This is a genomic window from Agrococcus sp. DT81.2, assembly GCF_049844935.1.
In the GTDB taxonomy this organism is placed as follows: domain Bacteria; phylum Actinomycetota; class Actinomycetes; order Actinomycetales; family Microbacteriaceae; genus Agrococcus.
The window spans coordinates 266,550-289,319 of the sequence record NZ_JBNCLZ010000005.1; the positions used below are offsets into that span (position 1 = coordinate 266,550).

Sequence of the window (22,770 nt, forward strand, 5' to 3'; positions counted from 1 at the left end):
TCGCTGACGATCCTATCGGTTCTGCTCGTCGTCGTCGCCGGTCCGCGCACGGTCGTCGTCGCTGACCACGAGATCGGCCCGGTACTGGCCCGTGCGGTACGCGGCCTTCGCCATCATCTGCGTCGCGACCGGTGCGGTCACGAGCTGGAGCCCGGCCGCGAGGGCGAGCATCGATGTGGCACCGCCGTCGCGCAGCACGAGCGCGAGGCCGACGCAGAGCGTGAGGAACCCGAGCGTCTGCGGCTTCGACGCCGCGTGCATGCGGTTGAGCACATCCGGCAGTCGCACGAGGCCGATCGCGGCGGTGAGCGCGAGCGACGCACCGATCAGGATGAGCACGGCGCCGACGACGTCCAGCACGGCTTCGAGCGTCATGGTCGGTCCTCCTGCTCGTCGACCTCGGCTGCGCTCGGCGCGTCCGGGTCCTTGCCTGGCGCGTCGCCCTCGAGCCCGTCGACGTCATCGGGTCCGGAGCCGACCACGCCCTCCCGCGCCGCGACGAAGCGGGCGACGGCGACGGTGCCGGCGAAGGCCAGCAGCGACAGCACGAGCACCACGGGGATCGTGTAGCTGTGCCGGTTGATCGCCGCCTCGACGACGAGCGAGCCCGCGACCACCGCGATGAGCACGTCGGTGGCGACGACGCGATCGGCGGGCCCGGGCCCCCGCACGATGCGGATGAGCGTCAGCGCGGCGGCGACGGCGAGCATGAGCCCGGCGACGATCAGCACGATCTCCATCAGCCCTCCTTCAGCAGGGCACGGTCCGCCGGCGTCCCGAACGCGCGCAGCACCGTCGCCTCGGTGGTCAGCACCCGGGCACGTGCGTGGTCGATGGCCGCTTCGCTCGACGCGTCGAAGACGTGCACGAGCAGCCACCCCTCGCCGGCGTCGACGGCGACCGAGCCGGGCACGAGCGTCACGAGCTCCGCGGTGATGGCGGTGATGAACTCGGAGTCGCTGCGCAGCGGCACGCGGATCATGGCGTTGCGCGTGGGCCGCCAGAAGGCCAGCACCTTGGCCGCGACCTGGATGCTCGAGACCGCGAGGCCGGTGAGCGTCACGATGACGAGGCGCGCGAAGCCGAGCGGCCGGAACGACTCGAGCTCCGGCACATCCGGGAGCGGGAACATGACCTGCACGAGCAGGGCGATGACGACTCCCCAGATGGCGGCCCCGAGCGACAGGTCGCCCCAGAGCATCATCCACATGACGGCGAGGCCGATCGTCGCGACGAGCGAGACGCGGTAGCGGAGACCCGGGCGGTTCACGGCATCGCCTCCTCGACGGCCTGCTGATACGCGCCGGCGCGGATGTCGGCGGCCGCGCGCTCCGCGAACGAGGTGAGCGGTCCCGCGAGCACCGTGAGCGCGATGGTGATGCCGACGAGCGCCGACGCGGCCACGACCCAGATGCGCGGCAGCACGCGCAGCGAGTGCACGCGGTCGTCGTCCTCGCCCCGCTCCTGCCAGAACGCCCGCTGCCAGACGCGGATCACGGCGATGAGCGTCAGCAGGCTGGTGAGCACACCGGCGACGACCGCGGCGATGGCGAGCGGCGAGGGCGCCTCGAGCGCCGCGTCGAAGAGCGTGACCTTGCCCAGGAACCCGGACAGGGGTGGGATGCCGCCGAGGTTGAGGGCAGGCAGCAGGTAGAGCGCCGCCAGCAGCGGCACGGAGGCGAGGCCGCCGAGCCGCGAGAGGCTCGTCGAGCCCCCGACGCGCTCGATGAGGCCGACCACGATGAAGAGCGTCGTCTGCACGAGGATGTGGTGGACGATGTAGAAGATCGCGCCGCTGAGCCCCGCCTCGGTGCCGAGCGCGATGCCGAGCAGCATGTAGCCGATGTGGCTCACGAGCGTGAACGACAGCAGTCGCTTGATCTCGCCCTGTGCGAGCGCGCCGAGGATGCCGAGCACCATCGTGAGGATCGCGACGACGAGCAGCAGGTCGGTGAGCGGGCTCTCGGGGAACAGCAGCGTCTGCACGCGGACGATCGCGAAGACGCCGACCTTCGTGAGCAGTCCGGCGAACACCGCCGTGACGCTCGCCGGAGCGGTCGGGTAGGAGTCGGGCAGCCACGCCTGCAGCGGGAACACGGCCGCCTTGATGCCGAACACCACGAGCAGCAGCAGCTGGATCAGCAGTTGCATGTCGGGGTCGAGCGCCGCGAGCCGCTCGGGCAGCTGCGCGAAGCTCACGGTGCCGGTCGCGCCGTAGACGATCGAGAGCGCGAGCAGGAACAGCGTCGACGAGACGACGCTCACGACCACGTAGGTCGAGCCCGCGCGCACGCGCTCCTTCGTGGCGCCGAGCATGATCAGCACGTACGACGAGAACAGCAGCATCTCGAACGACACGAACATGTTGAAGAGGTCGCCCGCGAGGAAGGCGTTCGCGACGCCCGCGGTCAGCACCAGGAACGTGGGATGGAAGACCGAGACCGGCGCTCCGTCCGCGCCGTCCGCGATGTCGCGCCGGGACGGGAAGATGACGACGATCGCCGTCACGATGCTCGAGACGAGCACCAGGAGCGACGACAGCCGGTCGGCGACCAGCACGATGCCCAGGCCGTCGGGCCACGCGCCGACCCACAGCACGATCGGGCCCTGCGCATCCGCCCCGATGCAGAGGATGAGCGCGAGCACCGCGACGATCGCGAGCGTCGTGCCGGAGACGATCCGCTGCCATGCCGGGTGGCGGGCGAGGATGAGCGTGATGCCGGCCGCGATGAGCGGCAGCAGCACGGGGACGGGGACGAGGTTCGCGAGATCCATCAGCGCGCGCTGCCGTCCCGAGCGGCGTCCGGGTCGCCGGAGCGACCGCCGGACTCGGTGTCCGGCTGCGCCTCCGGCGCCTGGTCGCTGTACGCCTCGCTCGAGAGGTCGGCCTGGGCGCGGCGGCGCACGATGGCGTCCTCGACGTCGTCGGCGACCTCGTCGTGGCCCTCGAGCTGGAAGGAGCGGTACGACATCGCGAGCAGGAACGCGCTCGTCGCGAGGGAGATGACGATCGCCGTGAGCACCATCGCCTGCGGCAGCGGGTCGGCGATCTCGCCCTGCGGCTCGCCGACGATGGGCGCGAGGCCCGCGGGGCCCGAGGAGACGAGGAAGAGCAGGTTGACGCCGTTGCCGGCGATCATGACGCCGGCGAGGATACGCATGAGGCTGCGCTCGAGCAGCAGGTAGACGCCCGCGGCGATGAGCACGCCGCCGGCGATGGCGAGGATGAGCGTCGGGGTCACAGTCGCATCCCCTCGCCGGGCAGCGAGCGGTCGGAGCGCCACTGCGGTCGCGGTGCCAGGTTCTGCTCGCCGTGCAGGTCGACGCCTGCGCCGAGCGAGCGGACGAAGTCGAGCATCGCGCCGATGATGATGAGCCAGACCCCCACGTCGAAGAAGAGCGTCGTCACGAGCTTCTGCTCCCCGAGCAGCGGCAGCACGCCGGTGAGCGCGTACGACTCGCCGATCCGGCCGCCGATGAAGATCGGCCAGACCACGCTCGCGACCACGACGGCCATGCCGCCGCCGAGCAGCTTGCCGGCGTCGAACGGCACGGCCTCGATGAGCTCGTCGCGACCGCCGGCGAGGTAGCGCACCGCGAGCGCGACGCCCGCGACGAGCCCACCGGCGAACCCGCCGCCGGGGAGGTTGTGGCCGACGGCGAGCAGGTACACCGACACGAGCATCATGATCGGGAACAGCATCCGGGTGACGATCTCGAGCACCGGCGACGCCATCCGGTCGTCGCTGAACGAGCCCCGCAGCCAGGAGCGCCGGCCGGAGCCCGAGTCGCTCGGGCTCAGCACGCCGGTGCCCGCGACCGGTCGACGCACGAAGATGAGGCTCGCGACGCCGGTGGCGGCGGCGAGCACGACCGAGACCTCGCCGAGGGTGTCCCAGGCACGGATGTCGACGAGCGTGACGTTGACGATGTTCGCGCCGTGCCCGAAGTCGTACGCCCACTGGTAGAAGCCCTCGGAGATGGGCGTCGCGGTGCGCGCCTGCAGCGCCGCGAGCGCCGCGAGCGCCGCGAACGTGCCGACCGCGATGCCGAGCAGCGCCCGGAAGTAGCGAGCGGCGCGCAAGGGCCGGTTCGTGAAGTACTTCGGCAACCTGCGCAGCACGAGCACGAGGATGACGAGGAAGACGGTCTCGGTGAGCGCTTGCGTGAGCGCGAGATCGGGTGCGCCGTGCAGCAGGAAGAGCAGCGCCACGCCGTAGCCGACGACGCCGAGCAGCATGAACGCCTTGAGCCGGCCGCGCGTCGTGGTCGCGAGGATCGCCGCGATGCTGATGGCGATGGCGATCGCCACCTGGCCGGCGGAGTCGAACAGCCGCAGGTCGGTCGTGACGAGGCCCGACAGCAGCAGCACGCCGCCCGGCAGGGCGACGACCACCAGCAGGATCGTGCCGAGGTGCAGGGGCAGCGAACCGGTCTGGATGCGGCCGGTCACCTCGACCGCGAGGCGGTCGAGACCGCGCATGCTCGCGTGGTAGACGCGCTCGAAGGGGTCCTGCCAGCGAGGCGCGCGTCGGCCGCTGCCGACCGCGACGTGGATCCCGACGCCGAGCAGCCACGCCGCGATCGACGCGAGCAGCGACGGTGTGAACCCGTGCCACAGCTCGAGGTGCGGGGCCGCCTCGCCGGCGGGGACGGTCGAGACGTGCGGCTGCAGCAGCTCGAAGATCGTGTCGCCGCCGAAGCCCAGCACGAAGCCGCTCGCGCCGAGCAGCAGCGGCGGGATGAGGAGCATGGTCGAGCGCCGCTTGATGGGGGCGCCCTGCGGCCCGAAGAACGTCCCGACGATGAGCCGCAGCGAGTACGCGACGGTGATCGCCGCGCCGACCGCGATGCCGACGAACGCGACCCAGCCGAGCGCCGCGATCGAGCCCTCCGCGTAGCCGAGCGCTCCGTCGAGCGCCGCCTCCTTGCCGAGGTAGCCGAGCGCGGGCGGCAGGCCGGCCATCGATGCGGCCGCGAGGATGGCCGCCGCGGTCGTGAACGGCAGCTTGCGCGCGAGTCCGCCGAGCTCGCGCAGGTCGCGCGTGCCGGTGGCGCGGTCGACCATGCCGACCACCATGAACAAGCACGCCTTGAAGACCGCGTGCGCGGCGAGGAGCGTGAGCCCCGCCTGCATCGAGGCCTGCGTGCCGATGCCGACGACCGTCATGAGCAGGCCGAGCTGGCTCACCGTGCCGTGCGCGAGCAGCACCTTGATGTCGAGCTGCCGCATCGCGCGGATGGCGCCGAGCAGCATCGTGATGATGCCGAGGCTCACGATCGTCCAGCGCCACCACGGCAGCTCGACGAACGCGGGCGTCAGGGCGGCGATGAGGAAGATGCCCGCCTTCACCATCGCTGCGGCGTGCAGGAACGCCGAGACGGGGGTCGGCGCCGCCATCGCGCCCGGCAGCCAGTACTGGAACGGCACGATCGCCGACTTCGAGAGCGCGCCGACGACCATGCACGCGGCGGCCCACGCGGCGATGGTCGTGCGGGGCGGGTCCGCGAGCGTCGCCGCGAGCGAGAACGTGCCCGTCTGCGACTCGAGCAGCATGATGCCCGTCAGCATCGTGAGGCCGCCGACCGTCGTGACGATCAGCGCCGTCTGCGCGGCGCGGCGGTTGCTCGCCGAGCGGTGGTTGAGACCCACGAGGAGGTAGGAGAAGACGGTCGTCAGCTCCCAGCCGACCGTCAGCACGATGAGGTCGTCCGACAGCACGAGCAGCAGCATCGAGGCAGCGAAGCCGGTGAGCAGGCCGACGGTGCGCGGCGCGAGCGTGTGGGAGTCGAAGTACCAGGCGCAGTAGACGAAGATCAGGCCGCCGACGCCGAGCACGACCATGGCCAGCAGCCACTGCAGCGACCCGAGCCGCAGGTCGATCGCGATGCCGAGCGCCGGCATCCACTCGATCCGCTCCTGCAGCACCGCGCCGGCGGCGACGGCGGGGCCCTGCATGCCGAACCAGACGGCGGCGACGAGGCTCGCGGCGGCCGGCAGCAGGAAGACGAACCGGCCCATCCTGCTGCTGAGGGCGCTCGCGACGACGCCGAGTACGGCGAGGATCGTCACAGTGAGCAGCACGTGGTGCAGTCCCTCTCGAGCGCGCGGGCAGGGGCTGCTTCCATCCTATCGGCGCGTGCGGTGCGCGCCCGACGTCGGCGGGCGGCCCTAGCGTGGTGGCATGCGGCTCCTGCACACCTCCGACTGGCACGTCGGGCGCACGTTCCACGGGGCGGACACGGTGGATGCGCTGTCGGCGGTGCTGGGCGAGATCCCCGATCGTGTCCGCCGAGAGCGCATCGATGTCGTGCTCGTCGCGGGCGACGTGTACGACTCCGCGATGCCCGCCGGCAGGCACGTGGAGGCTCTCACCCGAGCGCTGCAGGCGATCCGCGATGCGGGTGCCGAGGTGATCCTGTCGAGCGGCAACCACGACTCCCCCGCGCGGCTCGGGGCGAACGCCGGCTTCGCCCGCGCGGGCGGGCTGCACCTCAGCACGACCGCGACCGATCCGTCGTCGTGGTGCGTCGACCTCGAGGACGAGCACGGGCCGGTGCGCGTCTACGCCGTGCCCTACCTCGAGCCCGTCGTGCTGCGCGCCGTCGTGCCGGAGGCCGGCATCGACTCGCAGGCGAGCGCCATGCGCTGGGCGATGGATGCCGTGCGCGCCGACCTCGCCGATCGGCCCGCGCGCTCGGTCGTGCTCGCCCACTGCTTCGCGGCGGGCGTCGAGCCCGAGGACGACGACGCGCCGCGCGAGATCCGAGCGGGCGGCCTCGACGTGGTGCCGATCTCGGCGTTCGACGGCGTCGACTACGCCGCGCTCGGCCACATCCACTCCCGGCAGCAGCTCTCCCCCGCGGTCCGCTACTCCGGCGCGCCGCTCCACTACTCGTTCCGCGAGCGCTCCCCCGAGCGCGGCGGCTGGCTCGTCGAGCTCGGCGCGCGCGGGCTCGAGCGCGTCGACTGGCTGAGCCTGCCCGTGCCGCGACCGCTCACGGAGGTGCGGGGCGAGCTCGAGTCGCTGCTCGCCGACCCCGCCCTGGACGGCACCGAGGGCCACTGGGTGCGAGCGGTGCTGACGGATGCGGCGATGCCGCTCGACGCGATGCGGCGGCTGCAGCAGCGCTGGCCGCACTGCGCCCAGGTGGAGTGGGCCGGTTCGGCCGGTCGGGGCGACGGCGCGGACGTGCGCGAGCGGATGCAGCGTCGCAGCGATGCCGAAGTGGTCGACGACTTCCTCGCCCACGTGCGCGGCGAGGGGCCGAGCGACGAGGAGCGCGCGCTCGTGGCGGACGGCCTCGCGCGGGTCGCCGCGGCAGAGGCGGCCCGATGAGGATCCTGCGGCTCGCCCTGCAGGCATTCGGGCCGTTCCGCGACCGGTTCGAGGTCGACTTCGCTGCGTTCGAGAGCGACGGCGTCTACCTCATCGCGGGGCCGACGGGGGCGGGAAAGTCGACCGTGCTCGACGCGATCACGTTCGCCCTGTACGGCTCCGCGCCCCGCTACGGCGAGCGCGCGCACCTCCGCAGCGACCTCGCGGGACCGACCACTCCGACGCTCGTCGAGCTCGACGTGCAGCTCGGCGATCGTGTGCTGCGCGTGCAGCGCTCCCCCGAGTACGAGCGCCCGAAGGCGCGCGGCACCGGCACGACGCGCGAACCCGCGCGAGCGAGCCTGCTCGAGCGCACCGACGACGGCTGGTCGCCGATCGCGACGACGACCAAGGAGGTCGGGCACGAGGTCGGCCGCCTCGTCGGCCTCACGAAGCAGGAGTTCCTGCAGGTCATCCTGCTCGCCCAGGGCGGGTTCGCGGAGTTCCTGCGCGCGACGAGCGACGAGCGGAAGGCGCTGCTGCTCCGGCTGTTCGGCACCGGCGACCTCGGCGGCCTGCGCGACCTGCTCGACGCCGACCGGAAGGCGCTCGCCGCCGAGCGCGACGCGTTCGAGGCGGCGCTCGCCGAGCGGGCGCAGCGGGTGCGCGAGGCGGTCGCGGAGCTCGACGCCCCGACCGACGGCGACGCGCCGGCCGACGTGCCCGAGGACGACGCTGCGGAGGCGGCCGGGATCACCGCCGACGAGCTCGACGCGCTCGAGGCAGCGCTCGAGGCGGCGAGCGCCCGCGCCGCTGCGGTCGCCGCCGACGCCGCCGAGACGGAGCGTCGAGCGCGGCTCGAGCGCGACGTCGCCCGCGAGCGGCTCGCCCTGCTGCGGCGGCGCGACGCGGCGCGCGATGCGCTCGCGGCGCTCGCCCTGCTGGGCGAGGAGGTCGACGAGGCCAGGTCCCGGCTCGACGTGGCCGAGCGCGCGGCCGAGGCGGGGAGCGCTCTCGACCGCTGGGCCAGGGCCGACGCATCCGTCACGGCCGCCGAGGCCGGCGTCGAGCTCGCCGCCGCGGAGCTGCCCGACGACGTCGACGCGAGCCGGGACGCGGTCGCGGTCGCCCACGACGCCGCCGGCGACGACGTCGCGGTCGCGCAGGCGGCGGCCGACCTCGAGCGGGCGATGCCCGCGCTCGCCGCGGCGACGGCGCGCGCGGCAGCCGAGGCAGAGGCCGCGCGCGAGGCGCTCGCCGCGGCGAGGTCGGAGCGCGACCGGGGTCCTGCTGAGCGCGAGCTGCTCGTCGGCGCGCGGGAGGCGGCGGCGACTGCCGCCGCCGGGGCGGACGCGGCGCGGGATGCGGTGACCGCGGTCGAGACGCGGCTCACCGCGGCGCGCGACGTCGCGTCGCTCGACCGCGAGATCGCGGCTGCGCGGGCGGCCGCACAGGCCGCGCTCACGCGCAGCCGCACGGTGTCGGCAGAGGCTGCGGTCCTGCAGGAGGCGCGGCTCGCGGGCATCGCGGGCGAGCTCGCCGCAGCGCTCAGCAGCGGCCAGCCCTGCCCCGTGTGCGGCTCGACCGCGCATCCGTCGCCAGCCGACCCCTCCCCCGACGCGGCGACGCCCGAGGCGGTCGCCGCCGGGTGGGAGCGGGCGGAGGCGGCTGCCGCAGCCGTGCGCGAGGCCGACGCGGCGCTCGCCGACGTCGAGGCGCGTCGCGCCGCCCGGGCGGCGGTCGCGGGCGACGACGACGAAGCGGCGCTCGACGTCGCGCTCGAGGAGGCCAGGGCGGCGCTCGAGCGCTGCCGCACCGCGGCGACCGAGCGCGAGCGCCTGCAGGCGGCGCTCGCCGCGCACGACGCGGCGGCGGCCGAGCTCGACGAGCGCATCCGCGCGCTCGACGCCGACGCCGCGCAGCGTCGCGAGCGGGCGGCGGCGGTCGCGGCGCGCGAGGCGGAGGCGCGCGAACGGCTCGACGAGGCACTCGAGGGCGAGGACGCCGCGGCGCTCGTGGCTCGCTCGACCGCGCGGCGCGACGCGCTGCAGCGCTGGCTCGACGCGGACGCCGCCCGCAGGACGGCGCTGGCCGAGCAGACCGAGGCGGCGACCGCGGGCGCGCAGGCGCTCGAGGCGCACGGCTTCCCGACGCGCCACGATGCCGCCGCGGCTCGGCTAACGGCGACCGAGCGCGAGGCGCTGCGCGCGCGCATCCGTGACCACGACGCCCGGGAGGCGAGCGCCCGCGGCGTGCTAGCGCAGCCGGAGCTCGCGAACCTCGACGACGCGGTGCCGGACCTCGAGCCGCTCGAGGCAGCCCTCGCAGCCGCGTCGGCTGCGCACGGCGCCGCCGCCCGCGCCGATGCCGAGGCGGCTCAGCGCCGCAGGCTCGCGCTCGCCGACGCAGCGGCCGCCCGCTCGGCACTCGCTGCGCTCGAGCAGGGCGCGGCGCACGCCCTAGCGCTGCGAGGGCTCGCGGGGGCGCTCCGGGGTGAGAACCCGCGTCGCCAGGACATCGAGACCTACGTGCTCGCGACGCGCCTCGCGGCGATCGTCGATGCCGCAAACCTGCGGCTCGCGGGCATGACGGGAGGGCGGTTCTCGCTGCTGCACGACGAGTCGACCGCCTATCGCGGTCGCGCGAGCGGCCTCGGACTGCTCACGCTCGACGCGCACACCGGCAAGGCACGCACGACCGAGTCGCTCTCGGGCGGCGAGACGTTCCTCGCGTCGCTCGCACTCGCGCTCGGGCTCGCCGACGTGGTGCAGGCCGAGTCGGGCGGCGTCTCGCTCGAGACCCTCTTCGTCGACGAGGGCTTCGGATCGCTCGACGCCGACACGCTCGAGCACGCGATGGCGGTGCTCGACGACCTCCGGGCCGGCGGCCGCAGCGTGGGCGTCATCAGCCACGTGCAGCAGATGCAGGAGCGCATCCCCGCTCGCATCCGGGTGGTGCCGGTGCCAGGCGGCGGCAGCCGCATCGAGGTCGCTCAGGGTGCCGCGGCGAGCGCTGGGTAGGCTCCGGTCGCATGCATGACTTCGACGAGCGCCCGCAGCACGGCCGCCGCATCGACATCGGCTCGCTCGAGGCGTTCGACCGCTTCGCCGTGCGCGCCCGCAGCATGCACGGCTGGCGGATCCAGGACGTCGACCTGCGTGAGCGGGCAGCCGAGCTCGAGGCACTCGACGGCGACGGTGCGCTGCTGCTGGGCGCCGACCTGCCGGACGGCGCGAAGGAGCGGCTCGTCGGCCAGGGCGCCCTCGTGTTCGACGATGTGCCGGAGGTGCCGTTCAACGCGTACCGCTCGACGCTCTATGCCCCCGACGACCTCGTCGCCGGGCTCGAGGACGGCTACCCGTCGAGCTTCGACGCGCGCGTGTACGCGTGGTCGCGCACGCGCCACCACGACATCGCGAACACGCTCGCGGCGGCGCTGCACGACCACTCGATCGACGACGCGCTCGCCGACTGGGTGCAGGGCAGGGCGATCGTCGGCATCATGGGCGGCCACGCGCTGCGGCGCGACGCCCCCGAGTACCGGCAGGCGGCGCACCTCGCGCACGGCCTCGCCCGAGCGGGCCGCGTCGTCGCGACCGGTGGCGGCCCCGGCGCGATGGAGGCGGGCAACCTGGGCGCCAGGGCGGTCGGCCTGTCGACCGACGAGCTCGACGCGGCGATCGACGAGCTCGCCGCCGTGCCGTCGTTCAAGGGCGCGATCCCGGAGTGGATCGCGTCGGCGCAGCGCATCGCGGCGAGGGTCGGCGATGGCGTCTCGCTCGGCATCCCGACCTGGCACTACGGGCACGAGCCGCCCAACTCGTTCGCGACGTCGATCGCGAAGTACTTCCAGAACTCCGTGCGCGAGGACATCCTGCTCCGCGTCGCGAACGCGGGCATCGTGGTGCTGCCCGGGGGCGGCGGCACGGTGCAGGAGATCTTCCAGGACGCGTGCGAGAACTCCTATGCCGAGGACGGCGCGTGGGCGCCGCTCGTGCTGCTCGGCGAGCGGTTCTGGACCGAGACGATGCCCGCGTGGCCGCTGCTGCAGGCGGTGATGCGCGACCGCCCGGGTGCCGCCGGCATCGTGCTCGTCGACACGCCGGCGGATGCGGTGGCGCGGATCGCGGCCTTCGAGCCGGAGCTGGGGACCGCCCGCGCGGCCTGAGCCGTGCCGCTCCGGCGCGCTCAGCCGCGCGCGAGGGCGGCGGCCGTCCGCAGGTCGGCGGCCAGCTGCTCGAGCGCCTCGTCGTAGCCACCGCGACCGCGGAGTCGCAGCACCGCGGACGGGTGCGCGGTGACGAGGGCGACGCCGCTCGAGAGCGGGATGGCGACGCCGCGCTCGTCGCCGATCCGCACGGTGCGGCCGAGCACGGCGCGCGCGGCGGTCGCGCCCATGCAGACGATCACGCGCGGCTGCACGAGCGCGAGCTCCCGCTCGAGCCAGGGCCGGCACGCGTCGATGTGGCCGACCGCCGGCGTCTTGTGGATGCGGCGCGCGCCGCGATCCTCATGCCGGAAGTGCTTCACGGCGTTCGTCAGGTACACCTCCGTGCGAGGGAGTCCGGCGGCGGCGAGCGCCTCGTCGAGCACGCGGCCGGCGGGGCCGACGAACGGCTCGCCCTCGCGATCCTCCCGGTCACCCGGCTGCTCGCCGACGAGCATGACGCTCGCGGTGCGCGGCCCCGTGGAGCTGACCGCGGTGGCGTCGCGATAGAGCTCGCAGCCGCGGCACTCGTGCACCGCGCCGCGCAGCTCGCGCAGGCCGCCGGTGGCAGGGACCCAGGGGCTCGCATCCGCGGGGCTCGCGTCGGCGCTCATGCGGGGAGCGTAGCCGCGACGGCGGCGCCCGACCAGGCTCCTGGTCGTCGGCGCTGCGGGTCAGGCCTCCAGCTCGCCTGCGATCCGCCGCTCGAGGTCGTCGGTCGTCGCCTCCGGCAGCGCGATGAGCCCATCGAGCTCGCGGCGCGCCTGCTTGTACGCGCTCTGCCGCTCGGCGGGCGTCGACGACTCGCTCTCGGCGAGCGCCATGAGCCGCTGCGCGGACTGCAGGCGGCGGCGCTCCGGCTCGCTGAAGCCGGACTGCGCGCGCCGCTTCGCCTCCCGGACGGCCGCCTCGAAGGCGACCTCGTAGTCGCGCACCGCCTCGCGGTACCGCTCGAGCGCGCCCGCGGGCCGCAGCGCATCCGGCGACTCGGGCCGCAGCCCGTCGGCCACCCGCTTGGCGCGGTGGAAGGTCTGCGTGAGGGGCTCGCGCATGTCGGTGACGAGCGGGTAGTCGATGAGCTTCGCGACGTCGAGCTCGAAGTCGAGCCACCGGCGGTCGGTGTCGTCGTGGTCGGCGAGGATGCGCTCGATCTGCCGGTCGCGGTCGGCGGCGTCGGCCTCTGCAGGGCTGGGTCCGGGCGGCGTCACCGGCAGCACGGGCGCTCGACGGATGCGCTCGAGCTCGATCCGGTCGCGCCGGCGGCGCTCGTTGTACTTCGCGACGCCGCCGATCCACCCGCCGACGATCGGTCCGACGATGAAGATCAGCCACCAGTAGCTGCCGGCGAACTGCAGGAGGTCATCCACATGGGAAACGTATCGGTACGGATGCGAGGATCGCTCCCGAGGCCCGCACCGGGCCGGAGGGAGGCATCATCATGAGCGACATCCAGAACCCGCTGCAGAACCGGACGCAGCCCACACCGCCGTCGACGACGATCGCCGAGTTCGACACCTACGAGGAGGCGCAGGCGCTCGTCGACCGGCTCTCGGACGCGAAGTTCGCCGTCGAGCACGTGCGCATCGTCGGCACCGGCATCACGACCGTCGAGCAGGTGCTCGGCCGGATGACCTACGGTCGCGCGGCGCTCTCGGGTGCCCTGGGCGGCGCGTGGTTCGGCCTCTTCATCGGCCTGCTCTTCGGGCTCATCATCGTCGACTCCTGGAGCTGGGTGCTCTGGTCGGTGCTGATGGGCGCGGCCTTCGGCATGATCGCGGGCGTCGTGCAGCACGCCTTCACGGGCGGCAAGCGCGACTTCGCGAGCGTCAAGGGCATCCAGGCCGCCCGCTACGGCGTGCAGGTGACGAACGAGCACGCCGCAGAGGCAGTGCGCCTCATGGGGCAGGCGCGCTAGGCGGCAGTGACGTGCTCGACGTGCTCGCGCTCGTCGGGCACGACATCCGCCGGCTTCCGCAGCCACAGCGTCGCGATCACGCCGAGCGTCCAGAGCGCCGCTGCGCCCATGAACGCGATGCGAGCGCCCTCGAGCAGCGCCTCGCCGTGGGCGACGCCCTCGGCGATCAGCTGCGCCTGGCGCGTGGCCATGATGGTGATGAACGCGGCGGTGCCCGCGGCGCCGGCCACCTGCTGCACGGTGCTGAGCACTGCGGACCCGTGCCCGTACAGGTGCTTCGGCAGCGCGCCGAGCGACACGGTGAACAGCGGCGGGAACGTGAAGGCGAAGCCGAGGCTCAGCGTCATCTGCATCACGAGCACGAGGTACCACGGCGTCGAGATGTGCAGCTGCGTGTAGAGCACGAGCGCCGTGAGGATGACGAGCGCGCCGGGGATCACGAGCGGGCGCGGCCCGAAGCGGTCGTAGAGCCTGCCGACCACCGGGCCGAGGAGCCCGGTGAGCAGCGCGCCCGGAAGGGTGATGAGGCCCACCTGCAGCGGCTCGAGCCCCATCGAGTCCTGCAGGATCAGCGGCAGCGTGATGAGCGTCCCGAACATCGCCGCCATCGCGAGGCCCATCACGATGACGGCAGCGGTGAAGAGCGGGTGCCGGAACGTGCGCAGGTCGAGCAGCGCGTCGTCGGTGCGCTGCAGCCGCCGCTGCCGCAGGACGAACAGCGCGAGCGAGACGACGCCGACGGCCAACGACGTGGGCAGCTGCCACGCCGGCAGCCCGGTCGCCCCGATGAGGGAGAGCCCGTAGACGAGGCCGCCGAAGCCGAGGCCGGCGAGCGGGATCGACACGATGTCGAGGTGCGGCGGCTGCTGCACGTCGCCGCGCTTGAGGCTGCGCCAGCCGACGATGAGCATGATGAGCGCGAGCGGGGCGACGCCGAGGAAGATGAAGCGCCACGACGCGACCTGCAGGATCGCGCCGGAGACGGTCGGGCCGAGCGCGGGCGCGACCGAGATCACGAGCGAGATGGTGCCCATGAAGGCGCCGCGCCGCGCGGGCGGGACGAGCTGCATCACGGTCGTCATGAGCAGCGGGAACACGACCGCGGTGCCGGATGCCTGCACGACGCGGCCGAGCAGCAGCAGCCCGAACGACGGGGCGACGCCCGCGAGCACGGTGCCCAGCACGAACGCCGCCATCGCGGCGATGAAGAGCGTGCGCGTGCTGAAGCGCGCCATGAGCCACCCGGTGATGGGGATCACGATCGCCATCGTCAGCAGGAACGCCGTGGTGAGCCACTGGGCCGCGCGCTCGTCGATGCCGAGCACCGGGTCGGCGACGAGCGTCGAGATGGCGACGTTCATGGCCGTCTCGTTCAGGATGACGACGAACGCCGAGACGAGCAGGGTGGCGATGATGATCGCGCCGCCGGGCGGCAGGCGGTCGGGTGTCGTGGCGCCCGTCGGGCGCGATGGCTGGGTCTCGGTCTGCATGGGTTCCGTCTCGCGTGTGATGCGTCATGGCAACGCGAACCCAGCGGGAGCATTCCCGCTGGGTTCGCGCCGGTGCGTGTGAGGAGGTCGCAGGTCAGGCCTGCGGGGGCTCCATGTAGAAGAAGTCGATGATGTGGCCGTCGGGATCGGTGAGCTGGCCGCCGTACATGCCCCACTCGTTGTCCTCGACCGGCTTCGAGAGCGTACCGCCAGCGCCGGTGCCCGCAGTCGCGAACGCGTCGACCTCATCGCGGCTGCCGAGCAGCAGCGCGAGCAGGTTCTCGAGCGTGCCCTCGGGCGCGCGGCGCTGATCGCCCACCAGGAACTCGTCGAACTTGGCGTGCTCGAGCAGCATGATGGCGACCTGCTCGGACACGACCATGCAGCTCGTGGTCTCGTCGCTGAACACGGGGTTCCGCTCGAACCCGAGCGCCTCGTAGAAGGCGGTGGACCGGCCGATGTCGGCGACCGCGTGATTCGGGAACACCATCTGGACTGCCATGACTGCTCCTCGACGCTGGTGGGGTGACACCTGGGTGTGAACGGCGTTCACATTAGTCATCGACCCCTGTAGCGTCAAGGGTGATGGCACGATCCGGGTACTTCCACGGTGACCTGCGTCGAGCGCTGATCGACGCGGGCATCGAGGCGGCTCGGGCGGCGGGGCCGGAGTCCCTGAGCCTGCGCGAGCTCGCCCGCATCGTGGAGGTCGCCCCCTCGGCCGTCTACCGACACTTCGAGAGCCGCGAGCAGCTGGTCTCGGCGCTCGTGCTGCGCACGCTCGGCATGGTGGCCGATGCCATGGAGCAGGAGATCAGCACGGTGCCGGCGACGGGCGGCCGCGCGTGGGCGGACGGGGCGCTCGCGGCGGTCGGCCTCGGCTACATGCGGTTCGCGTGGCGTGAGCCTGGGCTCTTCCAGCTCGCGTTCCGGGCCCACCGCGACCTGGACTCCGCGCACGACGCGGATGCGCGCGGCGAGTGCGGACGCACGCCCTACGAGCAGCTCGAGCGCGCGCTCGACGCGCTGCAGGGGGTCGGCGAGCTCGGCGTCGAGGACCGGCCGGGGGCCGAGGCGCTCGCGTGGTCGGCGGTGCACGGCTTCGCGATGCTCACGGTCGACGGCCCGCTGCGCTCCTTGGACGCCGCCTCCCGCGAACGGCTCGCCTCGAGGGTCGTGGAGATGGTGCGGCTCGGGCTCTCGGCGGCCGCCGCCGACCCGCGATGAGCCTGCGCGAGTACCGGGACGCGCTGCTCGCCTTCGGGCCCCATGACCGTGCCCATCGCGTCGCGATCCGCGCGACGGTCAGCACGCTCGTGCCGCTGCTCGTGCTGCTCGCGATCGGCCACAGCGAGTGGTCGGCGTGGGCGGCGTTCGGCGCGTTCACCTCGCTCTACGGGCGCAATCGGGTGCACTTGCCGCGAATCGTGATGCAGTCGACGGCTGCGGCGGTGATGGTCGCCGCGGTCGGCCTCGGCTCTCTCGTGGCGACGCTGCCTGCACCCGCGTGGCCGATGATCCTCGGCGGCGCCCTCTTCGCGGGCCTCGTGTCGATCGTCTCCGACGCGGAGGACTGGCACCCGCCCGGTCCGCTGTTCGCGCTGTTCGCGTTCAGCGGTTCGGCGTCGATCCCCGACCTGTCGCTCGCGGACGCGGGCATCGCGACCGTCGTGGCCACCGCATCCGCACTCTTCTCGGTGCTCGTCGGCTCGGCCAGCACGGCGCTGCGGCGCGTGCGCCGGCAGCCGCCGCCCGCCCACGAGCCGGTGGCACGCAGCTACGCGCTCTCCCCCGGCAATCGCGTGCAGCTGCGCCGCGTGGCGCGCTATGCCATCGGCGTGGTGCTCGCGGGTGCGGTCGCGACGCTGCTGGGCATCGGGCACCCCTACTGGGCGATGGTGTCGGCTGTCGTCCCGATCGCCTCCGGCACGTTCGCGGCGGGGCTCGCGCGCGGCACGCACCGCATCGTCGGCACCACGCTCGGCGTGCTGCTCGGCGCCGCAGCGCTGATGCTGCGCCCGAGCGACCTCGTCGTCGTGCTGCTCGTCGGGCTGTGCTCGTTCGGCGTCGAGCTGCTCGTCGGCCGCAACTACGGCATCGCGATGGTCTTCGTCACGCCGCTCGCGCTGCTCGCGGTGCACCTCGCGACGCCGACGCCCGTCGAGCAGCTGCTCGTCGACCGGCTCGTCGAGTCGATCATCGGGGCGCTCATCGGCATCGCGGTCGGCTTCGCAACGCGGCGATGGGGCACGGCTCCCCGCTGAGGCGCTGTGCTATCAAAGGGTGCATGGCGCTCACCCCGGCTCGCGAACGCGATCCGAACGACCCGTACTTCCAGCGCGTCTTCACCGTCGCCAACGCCATCACGCTCGTGCGCTTCGCGCTGCTCGTGCCGGTGTGCTGGCTCGTCGTCGTGGGCGCCGAGGGGTCGTGGGTGCCGGTCATCCTGCTGGCGGTCTGGGCGTCGACCGACTGGATCGACGGCGTGCTGGCGAGGGCGCTCAACCAGGAGTCGCGACTCGGTGAGGTGCTCGACCCCATCGCCGATCGCATCGGCATCATCGGCGTGACGCTCTCGCTCGCCATCGCCGGCGTGGTCGACTGGTGGATCCTCGCCGTCATCTTCGGCATGGATGTGCTCGCCGTGGTCTTCGCCGGTCGCGAGGCCCGTGATGGCAGCATCCACGTCTCGTGGCTCGGCAAGATCCGTACGGCGCTGCTGCTGCTGGCGATCGTGCTGCTGCTGCTCGGGCACACCGTCGTGCCGTGGGCGACGCCGATCGGCATGACGCTCATGCTCGTCGGCACCGGCCTGCACATCATCGCCGCGGTCGACTACATGCTCAAGGCGCGTCGCCTGCGGCTGGTGCAGACTGGAGCGAGCACTGCATCGACGAAGACCGGGGAGGCGCGATGACCGACTGGACCGAGGAGCGCGAACGGCTCGCCGCGCTCGTGGAGGACATCCTCGCGGGCTGGCACGAGTCGGTGGAGCGCGTGCCCGGCGAGGACGGCGACGACGACACGATCGTCGCGCGCGATGGCGACAAGGTCGCTGCGATCCTGCCGCTCGACGACGAGAGCGTCGAGTCGATGGTCGACGCGGAGGCCGAGGGCGAGCTGGCGCAGTGGCTGCGCGACGAGCTCGCCGAGGACGACGACGACGATGACGACGACCTCGACGACGACGAGGACGATGAGCTCGTGTCGGCGGCGGATGCGTGGCTCGGCGATGACGACGCGGACGACGATGACGACGACACGACCGCGGTCGTCGAGACCGACGACGTCGACCTGGACGACTGGGACGACCCGGAGGCGGACGCGCTCATCGACGAGCTCCCGCGCTGACATCAGACAGCGGGAATCTTCCGCGGAGGGGCGCGTTGGCCCCAGCATGCAGATCGATATCTGGTCAGACGTGGCGTGCCCGTGGTGCTTCATCGGCAAGCGCCGGTTCGAGACGGCGCTGCGCGCCTGGGAGCACCGGGACGAGGTCGAGGTCACCTGGCACTCGTTCCAGCTCGACCCGACCCTGCCCGAGCACTACGACGGCACCGAGGTCGAGTACCTCGCGAGCCGCAAGGGCATGCCCGTCGAGCAGGTGCGGCAGATGTTCGCGCACGTCACCGAGCAGGCGGCCGGCGAGGGCCTCTCCTATGACTTCGACAAGCTCGTCGTCGCGAACAGCCTGCGGGCGCATCAGCTGCTGCACCTCGCGAAGGCGCATGGCAGGGCCGATGAGGTCAAGGAGGCGCTGCTCTCGGGCCACTTCGAGCACGGCACCGACATCGGCGACGTCGACGCGCTCGTCGCGATCGGCACCGGCGCAGGGCTCGACGAGCCGGAGATCCGCGCAGCGCTCTCCGACGAGCGCTACCTGCCCGCCGTGCGCGCCGACATCCAGCAGGCGCAGGAGCTCGGCGTGAACGGCGTGCCGTTCTTCGTCTTCGACATGCGCCTCGGCCTCTCGGGCGCGCAGCCCGCGTCGACGTTCACGCAGGCGCTCGACCAGGCGCGCAAGCTCGCCCTCGAGGACGCCACCCTCAGTTGAGGCGCTGAGTCGCGACGGAGGGTGAGGGTTTGCGTCCGAGTTGACCTGCACTCGGACGCAAACGCTCAACCGACGCGCTCAGTCGGGATGGCGGTTGAGGGTTCGCGTCCGAGTTGATCTCTACTCGGACGCGAACGCTCAACCGACGGGCCGGGCGGGGCGCCAGGCCAGGTAGACCCACTCGCGGCCGGGGCGGTCGGGCGCGTCGCGCACGTCGACGAGCTCGAACCCCGCCGCCCGCAGTGAGCGCTCGATCGCCGCGCGCGGCCGGAACCGCAGCGTCGTGGTCGAGTCGATGCGCGTGCCGTCGCGATGGAACACGGTCGGCGACTCGAACGTGACGAACTGGCCGTCCACGTCGGTGACCTGCACCCACTCCTCGACGGAGCCCTCGTGCGGGACGTCCACCACCTGGCGCGTGGCCTCGCGCGTCCACTCCTCCCACGCGCGCCGCTCGGGGCGTCGCGACTCGAACACGAGCATGCCGCCGGGGCGCAACGCCCGCCACGCGGCGACGAGCACCGCGTGCCACTCGAGGTCGTCAAGGAAGACCTGTGCGACGTTGGCGGTCATGGTGACGACATCGACCCCGGTCGGCGCGCCAGTGGCGCCCGCCACATCCGCTGAGTCCGTCGCATCCGCCGCATCCGCCGCCTGGGCGTCCGCCGTGCCGACGAGCCAGCGCACCGCGTCGGCCCCGGGCTTCGAGCGCGCGACGGCGACGGATGCGGCGGCCGGGTCGACGCCGGTCACCTGGAGCCCGCGCGCCGCGAGCATGAGCGCGAACGTGCCGGTGCCGCAGCCGATGTCGAGCGCCGAGCGAGCGCCGAGCTCGTCGACGACGATCCGCTCGTAGACCTCGAGGTCGGAGCGGTCGGCATCGAGCGCGTCGTAGACCGCCGCGAGCCGGGGATCGCCGAAGATCGGGTCGGTCACGACCGCGGGGTCAGCTCCGCCGGATGCGGGCCGCGACCGCGTCGTGCAGCATGCCGGCGACCGCGTCGAGCCGCAGGTCGCTCGTCGTCGGCTCGTCGCCCACGGCGCCGTCGATCGCACGGCCCACGAGCCCGGCCTTCGCGTCGAGCAGCTCGGCGATGCGCGTGTCGATCGTCTGCGCGGCAAGGATACGCCACACGGTGACCGGCATCGACTGGCCAATGCGGTGGATGCGGTCGATCGCCTGCGTCTGCTCGGCGTCGGTCCAGGAGAGCTCGGCGAGCACCATGTCGGCGGCGGCCTGCAGGTTGACGCCGACGCCCGCCGCCATCAGCGAGCAGACGATCACCTTGACTGAGTCGTCCTCGGTGAACGCGTCGATCGCCTTCTGGCGCTGCGTCGGCGTCTGGTCGCCGCGGATCGAGACCGTCTTGATTCCCGCCTTCGCGAGCGTCTGCTCGGCGGCGTCGAGCACGTCGATGTGCTTCGCGAAGAACACGACCTTGCCGACCGAGTGCGCGAGCTGGCCCGCGTAGTCGGCGGCCAGCTCGGCCTTGGCGCGGCCGATGCGGCGCGCGAGGGCGAAGACGTTCTCACCCGTGCCGCCCTCCTGCGTCTCGACCTCGCTGCGGGCGATGCGGCGCACGAGCTCCTCGTCGACGCGGCTGTCATCCCGTGCGTCGGCGGCGCGCTGCGACATGGCGGCGTCGTAGCGGGCGAGCATCCGCTCGACGAGCACGCGCTCGGCGGTGCGGATGGACCGCACGGATGCCTCGTCGAGCTCGACGGGGATGTCGGCGATGCGGCGGGCGGGGATGTCGGAGGCGACGTCGATCTTCCGGCGTCGCACGATGCCCATGTCGATGACCGCCTTGCGCGCGGCCGGGTAGAACGCGCGGTCCATCGGCGTCAGGCCGATGTCCTCGAGCTCGTCGGTCAGCTGCGCGTTCGGTTCCTTCTGGTCGACCCAGCCCAGGAAGCGCCAGATGGCAGCGAAGTCCTCGATGTCGTTGATGAGCGGCGTGCCCGTCAGCGCCATGAGCAGCGGGTTGCCGATGCGCTCGCGCAGCGCCGCAGCGATCTGCAGCACGTGGCGCGACCGCTTCGAGCGGGTGTTCTTGATGAAGTGCGCCTCGTCGACGACCATGCCGCGGAAGTTGAAGCGCTCGAGCCAGCCGATGTGCCGGTCGAGCACCTCGAAGTTGACGATGACGACGTCGGCGAAGGCGTCGAGCTCGTCGCCGTCGCCCTGCAGCACGGCGGCGCGGCGACCGGGCACCCAGCGCTCCGTCTCGCGAGCCCAGTTGATCTTCACGACGCTCGGTGCGACGACGAGCAGCGGGAACGCATCCGCCGCCTGTGCCGCGAGCAGCGCCTGCGCGGTCTTGCCGAGGCCCGGCTCGTCAGCGAGCAGGAACGTGCGGTGCCCGTCGCGGGCGGCCTGCACGAGCTGCGACTGGTGGTGCATGAGCTCCTTGCCGCCGGGCGCGATGCGCTGCTTTGGCTCGGGCAGCGGCATGCAGGCGGGCTTGCCGTCGGCCGCGACCTCGAACGAGAGGAACAGCGGCGACAGCAGGTCGAAGCCGGCGAGGCGGTCGCGCTCGGGCTTGCGGCGGATGTGCGAGAGGTCGGGCTCGAGGAAGGGGTTCGCGAGCTGCACGCGGTGCACCGACGGGGGCACGACCTGGGGTGCGAGCGGCTCGGTGCTCTCCGGCGCCGGTGCGGACGAGACCTCGGTCTCGGGCTCCATGCCCGCGGCGAGCAGCATCTCGCGCTTGCGCTCGCGCACCGCGTCGGTGATGGGGGCGCTGTCGCCCAGCAACGGCAGGAGCGTGGGCTCCCGGCTCGCGGCCTTGGCGAGGATGACGGCGATGCCGTCGAGACGCTTGAGGTCCTCGGCTCGCTCGGCGTCGGTGAGCGCCTTGTCGGCGCGCACGCGGGCGCGCTCCTCGCGCGCGAGCATCGCCACGACCTGCAGCTTCACGCGCGTCGAGCGCGATGCGCTGCCGCGCTTGACGCCCGCCTCGACCTGGCGCACGGCCCGGGCGAGCTGCGGGATGAGGGCGTCGCGATCGCGCGGCGTCTCAGGGGATGCGCCCGACGGGTCTGACTCCGTCTCGGGTGCATCGATGGTTGCGGCGTCGGCCACATGTCCTCCATTCGAGGCGGGGCCGCGGGTACGGGCCCGGTGTTCAGGCTGCGACGGCACCAGACCTCGGTGCGGCGGCTCGTCGTGCCGGTGACGGCGGTTGCGGTGCGCGGGCGAGCCGCGATGCGGCACGGACGGCGACCAGCAAGCTGACGTCGTTGCAATGCTACCGGGTCGAGGCCTGAATGCGCTCCGTCGCGCCGATCGTGACGGTGGCGTCCGTGCGGCGGGTGCCGCGGGGTCGTCGGACGGGCGGGAGGAGGGCGCGTCGGATGCGCCAGCGGGTGCCGGCGCGCTCGAGCTGGAGGCGGCCGCAGTGGACCTCGTGGTGGCAGCGGGAGCAGACGAGCACGCCGTTGTCGATGTCGGTGTCGCCGCCGTCGGCCCAGGTGCGCACGTGGTGCACGTCGTTCCAGGACGCGGGTGCGCCGCAGCCGAGGCAGTGCTTGTCGCGCAGGATGATCGCCAGCCGCTGCGCCTTGTTGAACAGCCGCTTGCGGCGGCCGAGCTTCAGGACGTGGCCGTCGTCGTCGAGCAGCGCTGGCTGGATGAACGCGTCGCACGTCATTCGGGCGGCCAGCTGCACCGGCACGATCTCGCCGGTCTCGACGATCTCGCACACGCCCGGCTGGCCGGCGGCGTGCGCGGCGAGGTCGGCGAGCGTGACCGCCACCAGCAGCGTCGGCGACGCCTTCCCCGG

Annotated in this window: 22 protein-coding genes; 9 read left to right on the forward strand and 13 right to left on the reverse strand. The window is 73.0% G+C overall.

The genetic code is table 11. The features are described from left to right. Positions 1 to 12: 12 nt before the first annotated feature. The 6 genes from mnhG to ACLQ21_RS11750 are packed head-to-tail and all read right to left on the reverse strand — an operon-like array spanning position 13 to position 6,085. Positions 13 to 375, reverse strand: a complete 363-nt coding sequence (mnhG, locus tag ACLQ21_RS11725) for a monovalent cation/H(+) antiporter subunit G (RefSeq protein WP_425663867.1) — start codon at positions 373 to 375, stop codon at positions 13 to 15. Beyond that, a complete protein-coding gene (locus ACLQ21_RS11730) occupies positions 372 to 740 on the reverse strand; it encodes a monovalent cation/H+ antiporter complex subunit F (RefSeq protein ID WP_425663869.1) in 369 nt (122 codons plus the stop codon). Before ACLQ21_RS11730 ends, mnhG begins: the two co-directional genes overlap by 4 nt. Beyond that, on the reverse strand, positions 740 to 1,270 hold the full coding sequence (locus ACLQ21_RS11735; protein WP_425663871.1) for a Na+/H+ antiporter subunit E: 531 nt from the start codon (positions 1,268 to 1,270) through the stop codon (positions 740 to 742). The genes ACLQ21_RS11730 and ACLQ21_RS11735 overlap by 1 nt, the downstream gene beginning before the upstream one ends. Beyond that, positions 1,267 to 2,775: a Na+/H+ antiporter subunit D gene (locus tag ACLQ21_RS11740; RefSeq protein WP_425663872.1), complete on the reverse strand. Its 1,509-nt coding sequence runs from the start codon at positions 2,773 to 2,775 to the stop codon at positions 1,267 to 1,269. Before ACLQ21_RS11740 ends, ACLQ21_RS11735 begins: the two co-directional genes overlap by 4 nt. After that, positions 2,775 to 3,242, reverse strand: coding sequence for a Na(+)/H(+) antiporter subunit C (locus tag ACLQ21_RS11745; RefSeq protein ID WP_425663874.1), 468 nt, complete (start codon positions 3,240 to 3,242; stop codon positions 2,775 to 2,777). Before ACLQ21_RS11745 ends, ACLQ21_RS11740 begins: the two co-directional genes overlap by 1 nt. Then, positions 3,239 to 6,085 (reverse strand): Na+/H+ antiporter subunit A, encoded by a 2,847-nt coding sequence (locus ACLQ21_RS11750; RefSeq protein WP_425663876.1) that lies wholly within the window; start codon positions 6,083 to 6,085, stop codon positions 3,239 to 3,241. The genes ACLQ21_RS11745 and ACLQ21_RS11750 overlap by 4 nt, the downstream gene beginning before the upstream one ends. Positions 6,086 to 6,185: 100 nt before the next feature. Between ACLQ21_RS11750 and ACLQ21_RS11755 the strand changes: the two genes are divergently transcribed. From ACLQ21_RS11755 to ACLQ21_RS11765, 3 genes are read left to right on the forward strand one after another with little or no spacing between them, the layout of a single operon-like run. Continuing rightward, positions 6,186 to 7,340, forward strand: a complete 1,155-nt coding sequence (locus ACLQ21_RS11755; protein ID WP_425663877.1) for an exonuclease SbcCD subunit D — start codon at positions 6,186 to 6,188, stop codon at positions 7,338 to 7,340. After that, complete coding sequence (locus ACLQ21_RS11760; RefSeq protein WP_425663879.1) at positions 7,337 to 10,339, forward strand: AAA family ATPase; 3,003 nt, start codon at positions 7,337 to 7,339, stop codon at positions 10,337 to 10,339. Before ACLQ21_RS11755 ends, ACLQ21_RS11760 begins: the two co-directional genes overlap by 4 nt. Before the next feature lie 11 nt (positions 10,340 to 10,350). Then, the gene (locus ACLQ21_RS11765; protein ID WP_425663881.1) at positions 10,351 to 11,487 is read left to right on the forward strand and encodes an LOG family protein; all 1,137 of its coding nucleotides are present in this window, start codon (positions 10,351 to 10,353) and stop codon (positions 11,485 to 11,487) included. A gap of 20 nt (positions 11,488 to 11,507) precedes the next feature. Here ACLQ21_RS11765 and ACLQ21_RS11770 read toward each other — a convergent pair whose 3' ends face one another. Both ACLQ21_RS11770 and ACLQ21_RS11775 read right to left on the reverse strand, forming a co-directional pair. Continuing rightward, entirely contained in the window at positions 11,508 to 12,140 is a 633-nt protein-coding gene (locus ACLQ21_RS11770; protein WP_425663883.1) for a UdgX family uracil-DNA binding protein, read from the reverse strand. Positions 12,141 to 12,200: 60 nt separating this feature from the next. After that, positions 12,201 to 12,893, reverse strand: coding sequence for a hypothetical protein (locus ACLQ21_RS11775; protein ID WP_425663885.1), 693 nt, complete (start codon positions 12,891 to 12,893; stop codon positions 12,201 to 12,203). Between the two features lie 71 nt (positions 12,894 to 12,964). Between ACLQ21_RS11775 and ACLQ21_RS11780 the strand changes: the two genes are divergently transcribed. After that, positions 12,965 to 13,441 carry a general stress protein gene (locus ACLQ21_RS11780; protein ID WP_425663887.1) on the forward strand — a complete coding sequence of 159 codons (477 nt, stop codon included), beginning with the start codon at positions 12,965 to 12,967 and terminating at the stop codon, positions 13,439 to 13,441. Here the strand turns inward: ACLQ21_RS11780 and ACLQ21_RS11785 are convergent. After that, positions 13,438 to 14,931 (reverse strand): MDR family MFS transporter, encoded by a 1,494-nt coding sequence (locus tag ACLQ21_RS11785; RefSeq protein ID WP_425663889.1) that lies wholly within the window; start codon positions 14,929 to 14,931, stop codon positions 13,438 to 13,440. The two genes, ACLQ21_RS11780 and ACLQ21_RS11785, sit on opposite strands and share 4 nt — an antisense overlap. 94 nt (positions 14,932 to 15,025) lie before the next feature. Continuing rightward, a complete protein-coding gene (locus tag ACLQ21_RS11790) occupies positions 15,026 to 15,433 on the reverse strand; it encodes a VOC family protein (RefSeq protein ID WP_425663891.1) in 408 nt (135 codons plus the stop codon). An 83-nt stretch (positions 15,434 to 15,516) separates the two neighbouring features. Between ACLQ21_RS11790 and ACLQ21_RS11795 the strand changes: the two genes are divergently transcribed. Genes ACLQ21_RS11795 through ACLQ21_RS11815 form a run of 5 tightly spaced genes read left to right on the forward strand, consistent with a single transcriptional unit; the run spans position 15,517 to position 18,985 of the window. Beyond that, a complete protein-coding gene (locus tag ACLQ21_RS11795) occupies positions 15,517 to 16,158 on the forward strand; it encodes a TetR/AcrR family transcriptional regulator (protein ID WP_425663893.1) in 642 nt (213 codons plus the stop codon). Beyond that, positions 16,155 to 17,195 (forward strand): FUSC family protein, encoded by a 1,041-nt coding sequence (locus tag ACLQ21_RS11800; RefSeq protein ID WP_425663895.1) that lies wholly within the window; start codon positions 16,155 to 16,157, stop codon positions 17,193 to 17,195. Before ACLQ21_RS11795 ends, ACLQ21_RS11800 begins: the two co-directional genes overlap by 4 nt. A 23-nt stretch (positions 17,196 to 17,218) precedes the next feature. Then, positions 17,219 to 17,848 carry a CDP-alcohol phosphatidyltransferase family protein gene (locus tag ACLQ21_RS11805; protein WP_425663896.1) on the forward strand — a complete coding sequence of 210 codons (630 nt, stop codon included), beginning with the start codon at positions 17,219 to 17,221 and terminating at the stop codon, positions 17,846 to 17,848. After that, positions 17,845 to 18,282 (forward strand): hypothetical protein, encoded by a 438-nt coding sequence (locus ACLQ21_RS11810; RefSeq protein ID WP_425663898.1) that lies wholly within the window; start codon positions 17,845 to 17,847, stop codon positions 18,280 to 18,282. The genes ACLQ21_RS11805 and ACLQ21_RS11810 overlap by 4 nt, the downstream gene beginning before the upstream one ends. Before the next feature lie 46 nt (positions 18,283 to 18,328). Further along, complete coding sequence (locus ACLQ21_RS11815) at positions 18,329 to 18,985, forward strand: DsbA family oxidoreductase (RefSeq protein ID WP_425663900.1); 657 nt, start codon at positions 18,329 to 18,331, stop codon at positions 18,983 to 18,985. 138 nt (positions 18,986 to 19,123) lie between these two features. Here ACLQ21_RS11815 and ACLQ21_RS11820 read toward each other — a convergent pair whose 3' ends face one another. From ACLQ21_RS11820 to ACLQ21_RS11830, 3 genes are all read right to left on the reverse strand, one after another. Beyond that, positions 19,124 to 19,921, reverse strand: a complete 798-nt coding sequence (locus ACLQ21_RS11820; RefSeq protein WP_425663902.1) for a class I SAM-dependent methyltransferase — start codon at positions 19,919 to 19,921, stop codon at positions 19,124 to 19,126. 10 nt (positions 19,922 to 19,931) lie between these two features. After that, on the reverse strand, positions 19,932 to 22,070 hold the full coding sequence (locus ACLQ21_RS11825) for a DEAD/DEAH box helicase (RefSeq protein ID WP_425663903.1): 2,139 nt from the start codon (positions 22,068 to 22,070) through the stop codon (positions 19,932 to 19,934). Positions 22,071 to 22,236: 166 nt separating this feature from the next. Then, positions 22,237 to 22,770: HNH endonuclease signature motif containing protein (locus ACLQ21_RS11830; protein ID WP_425663905.1), on the reverse strand; the 534-nt coding region annotated here is incomplete at its 5' end.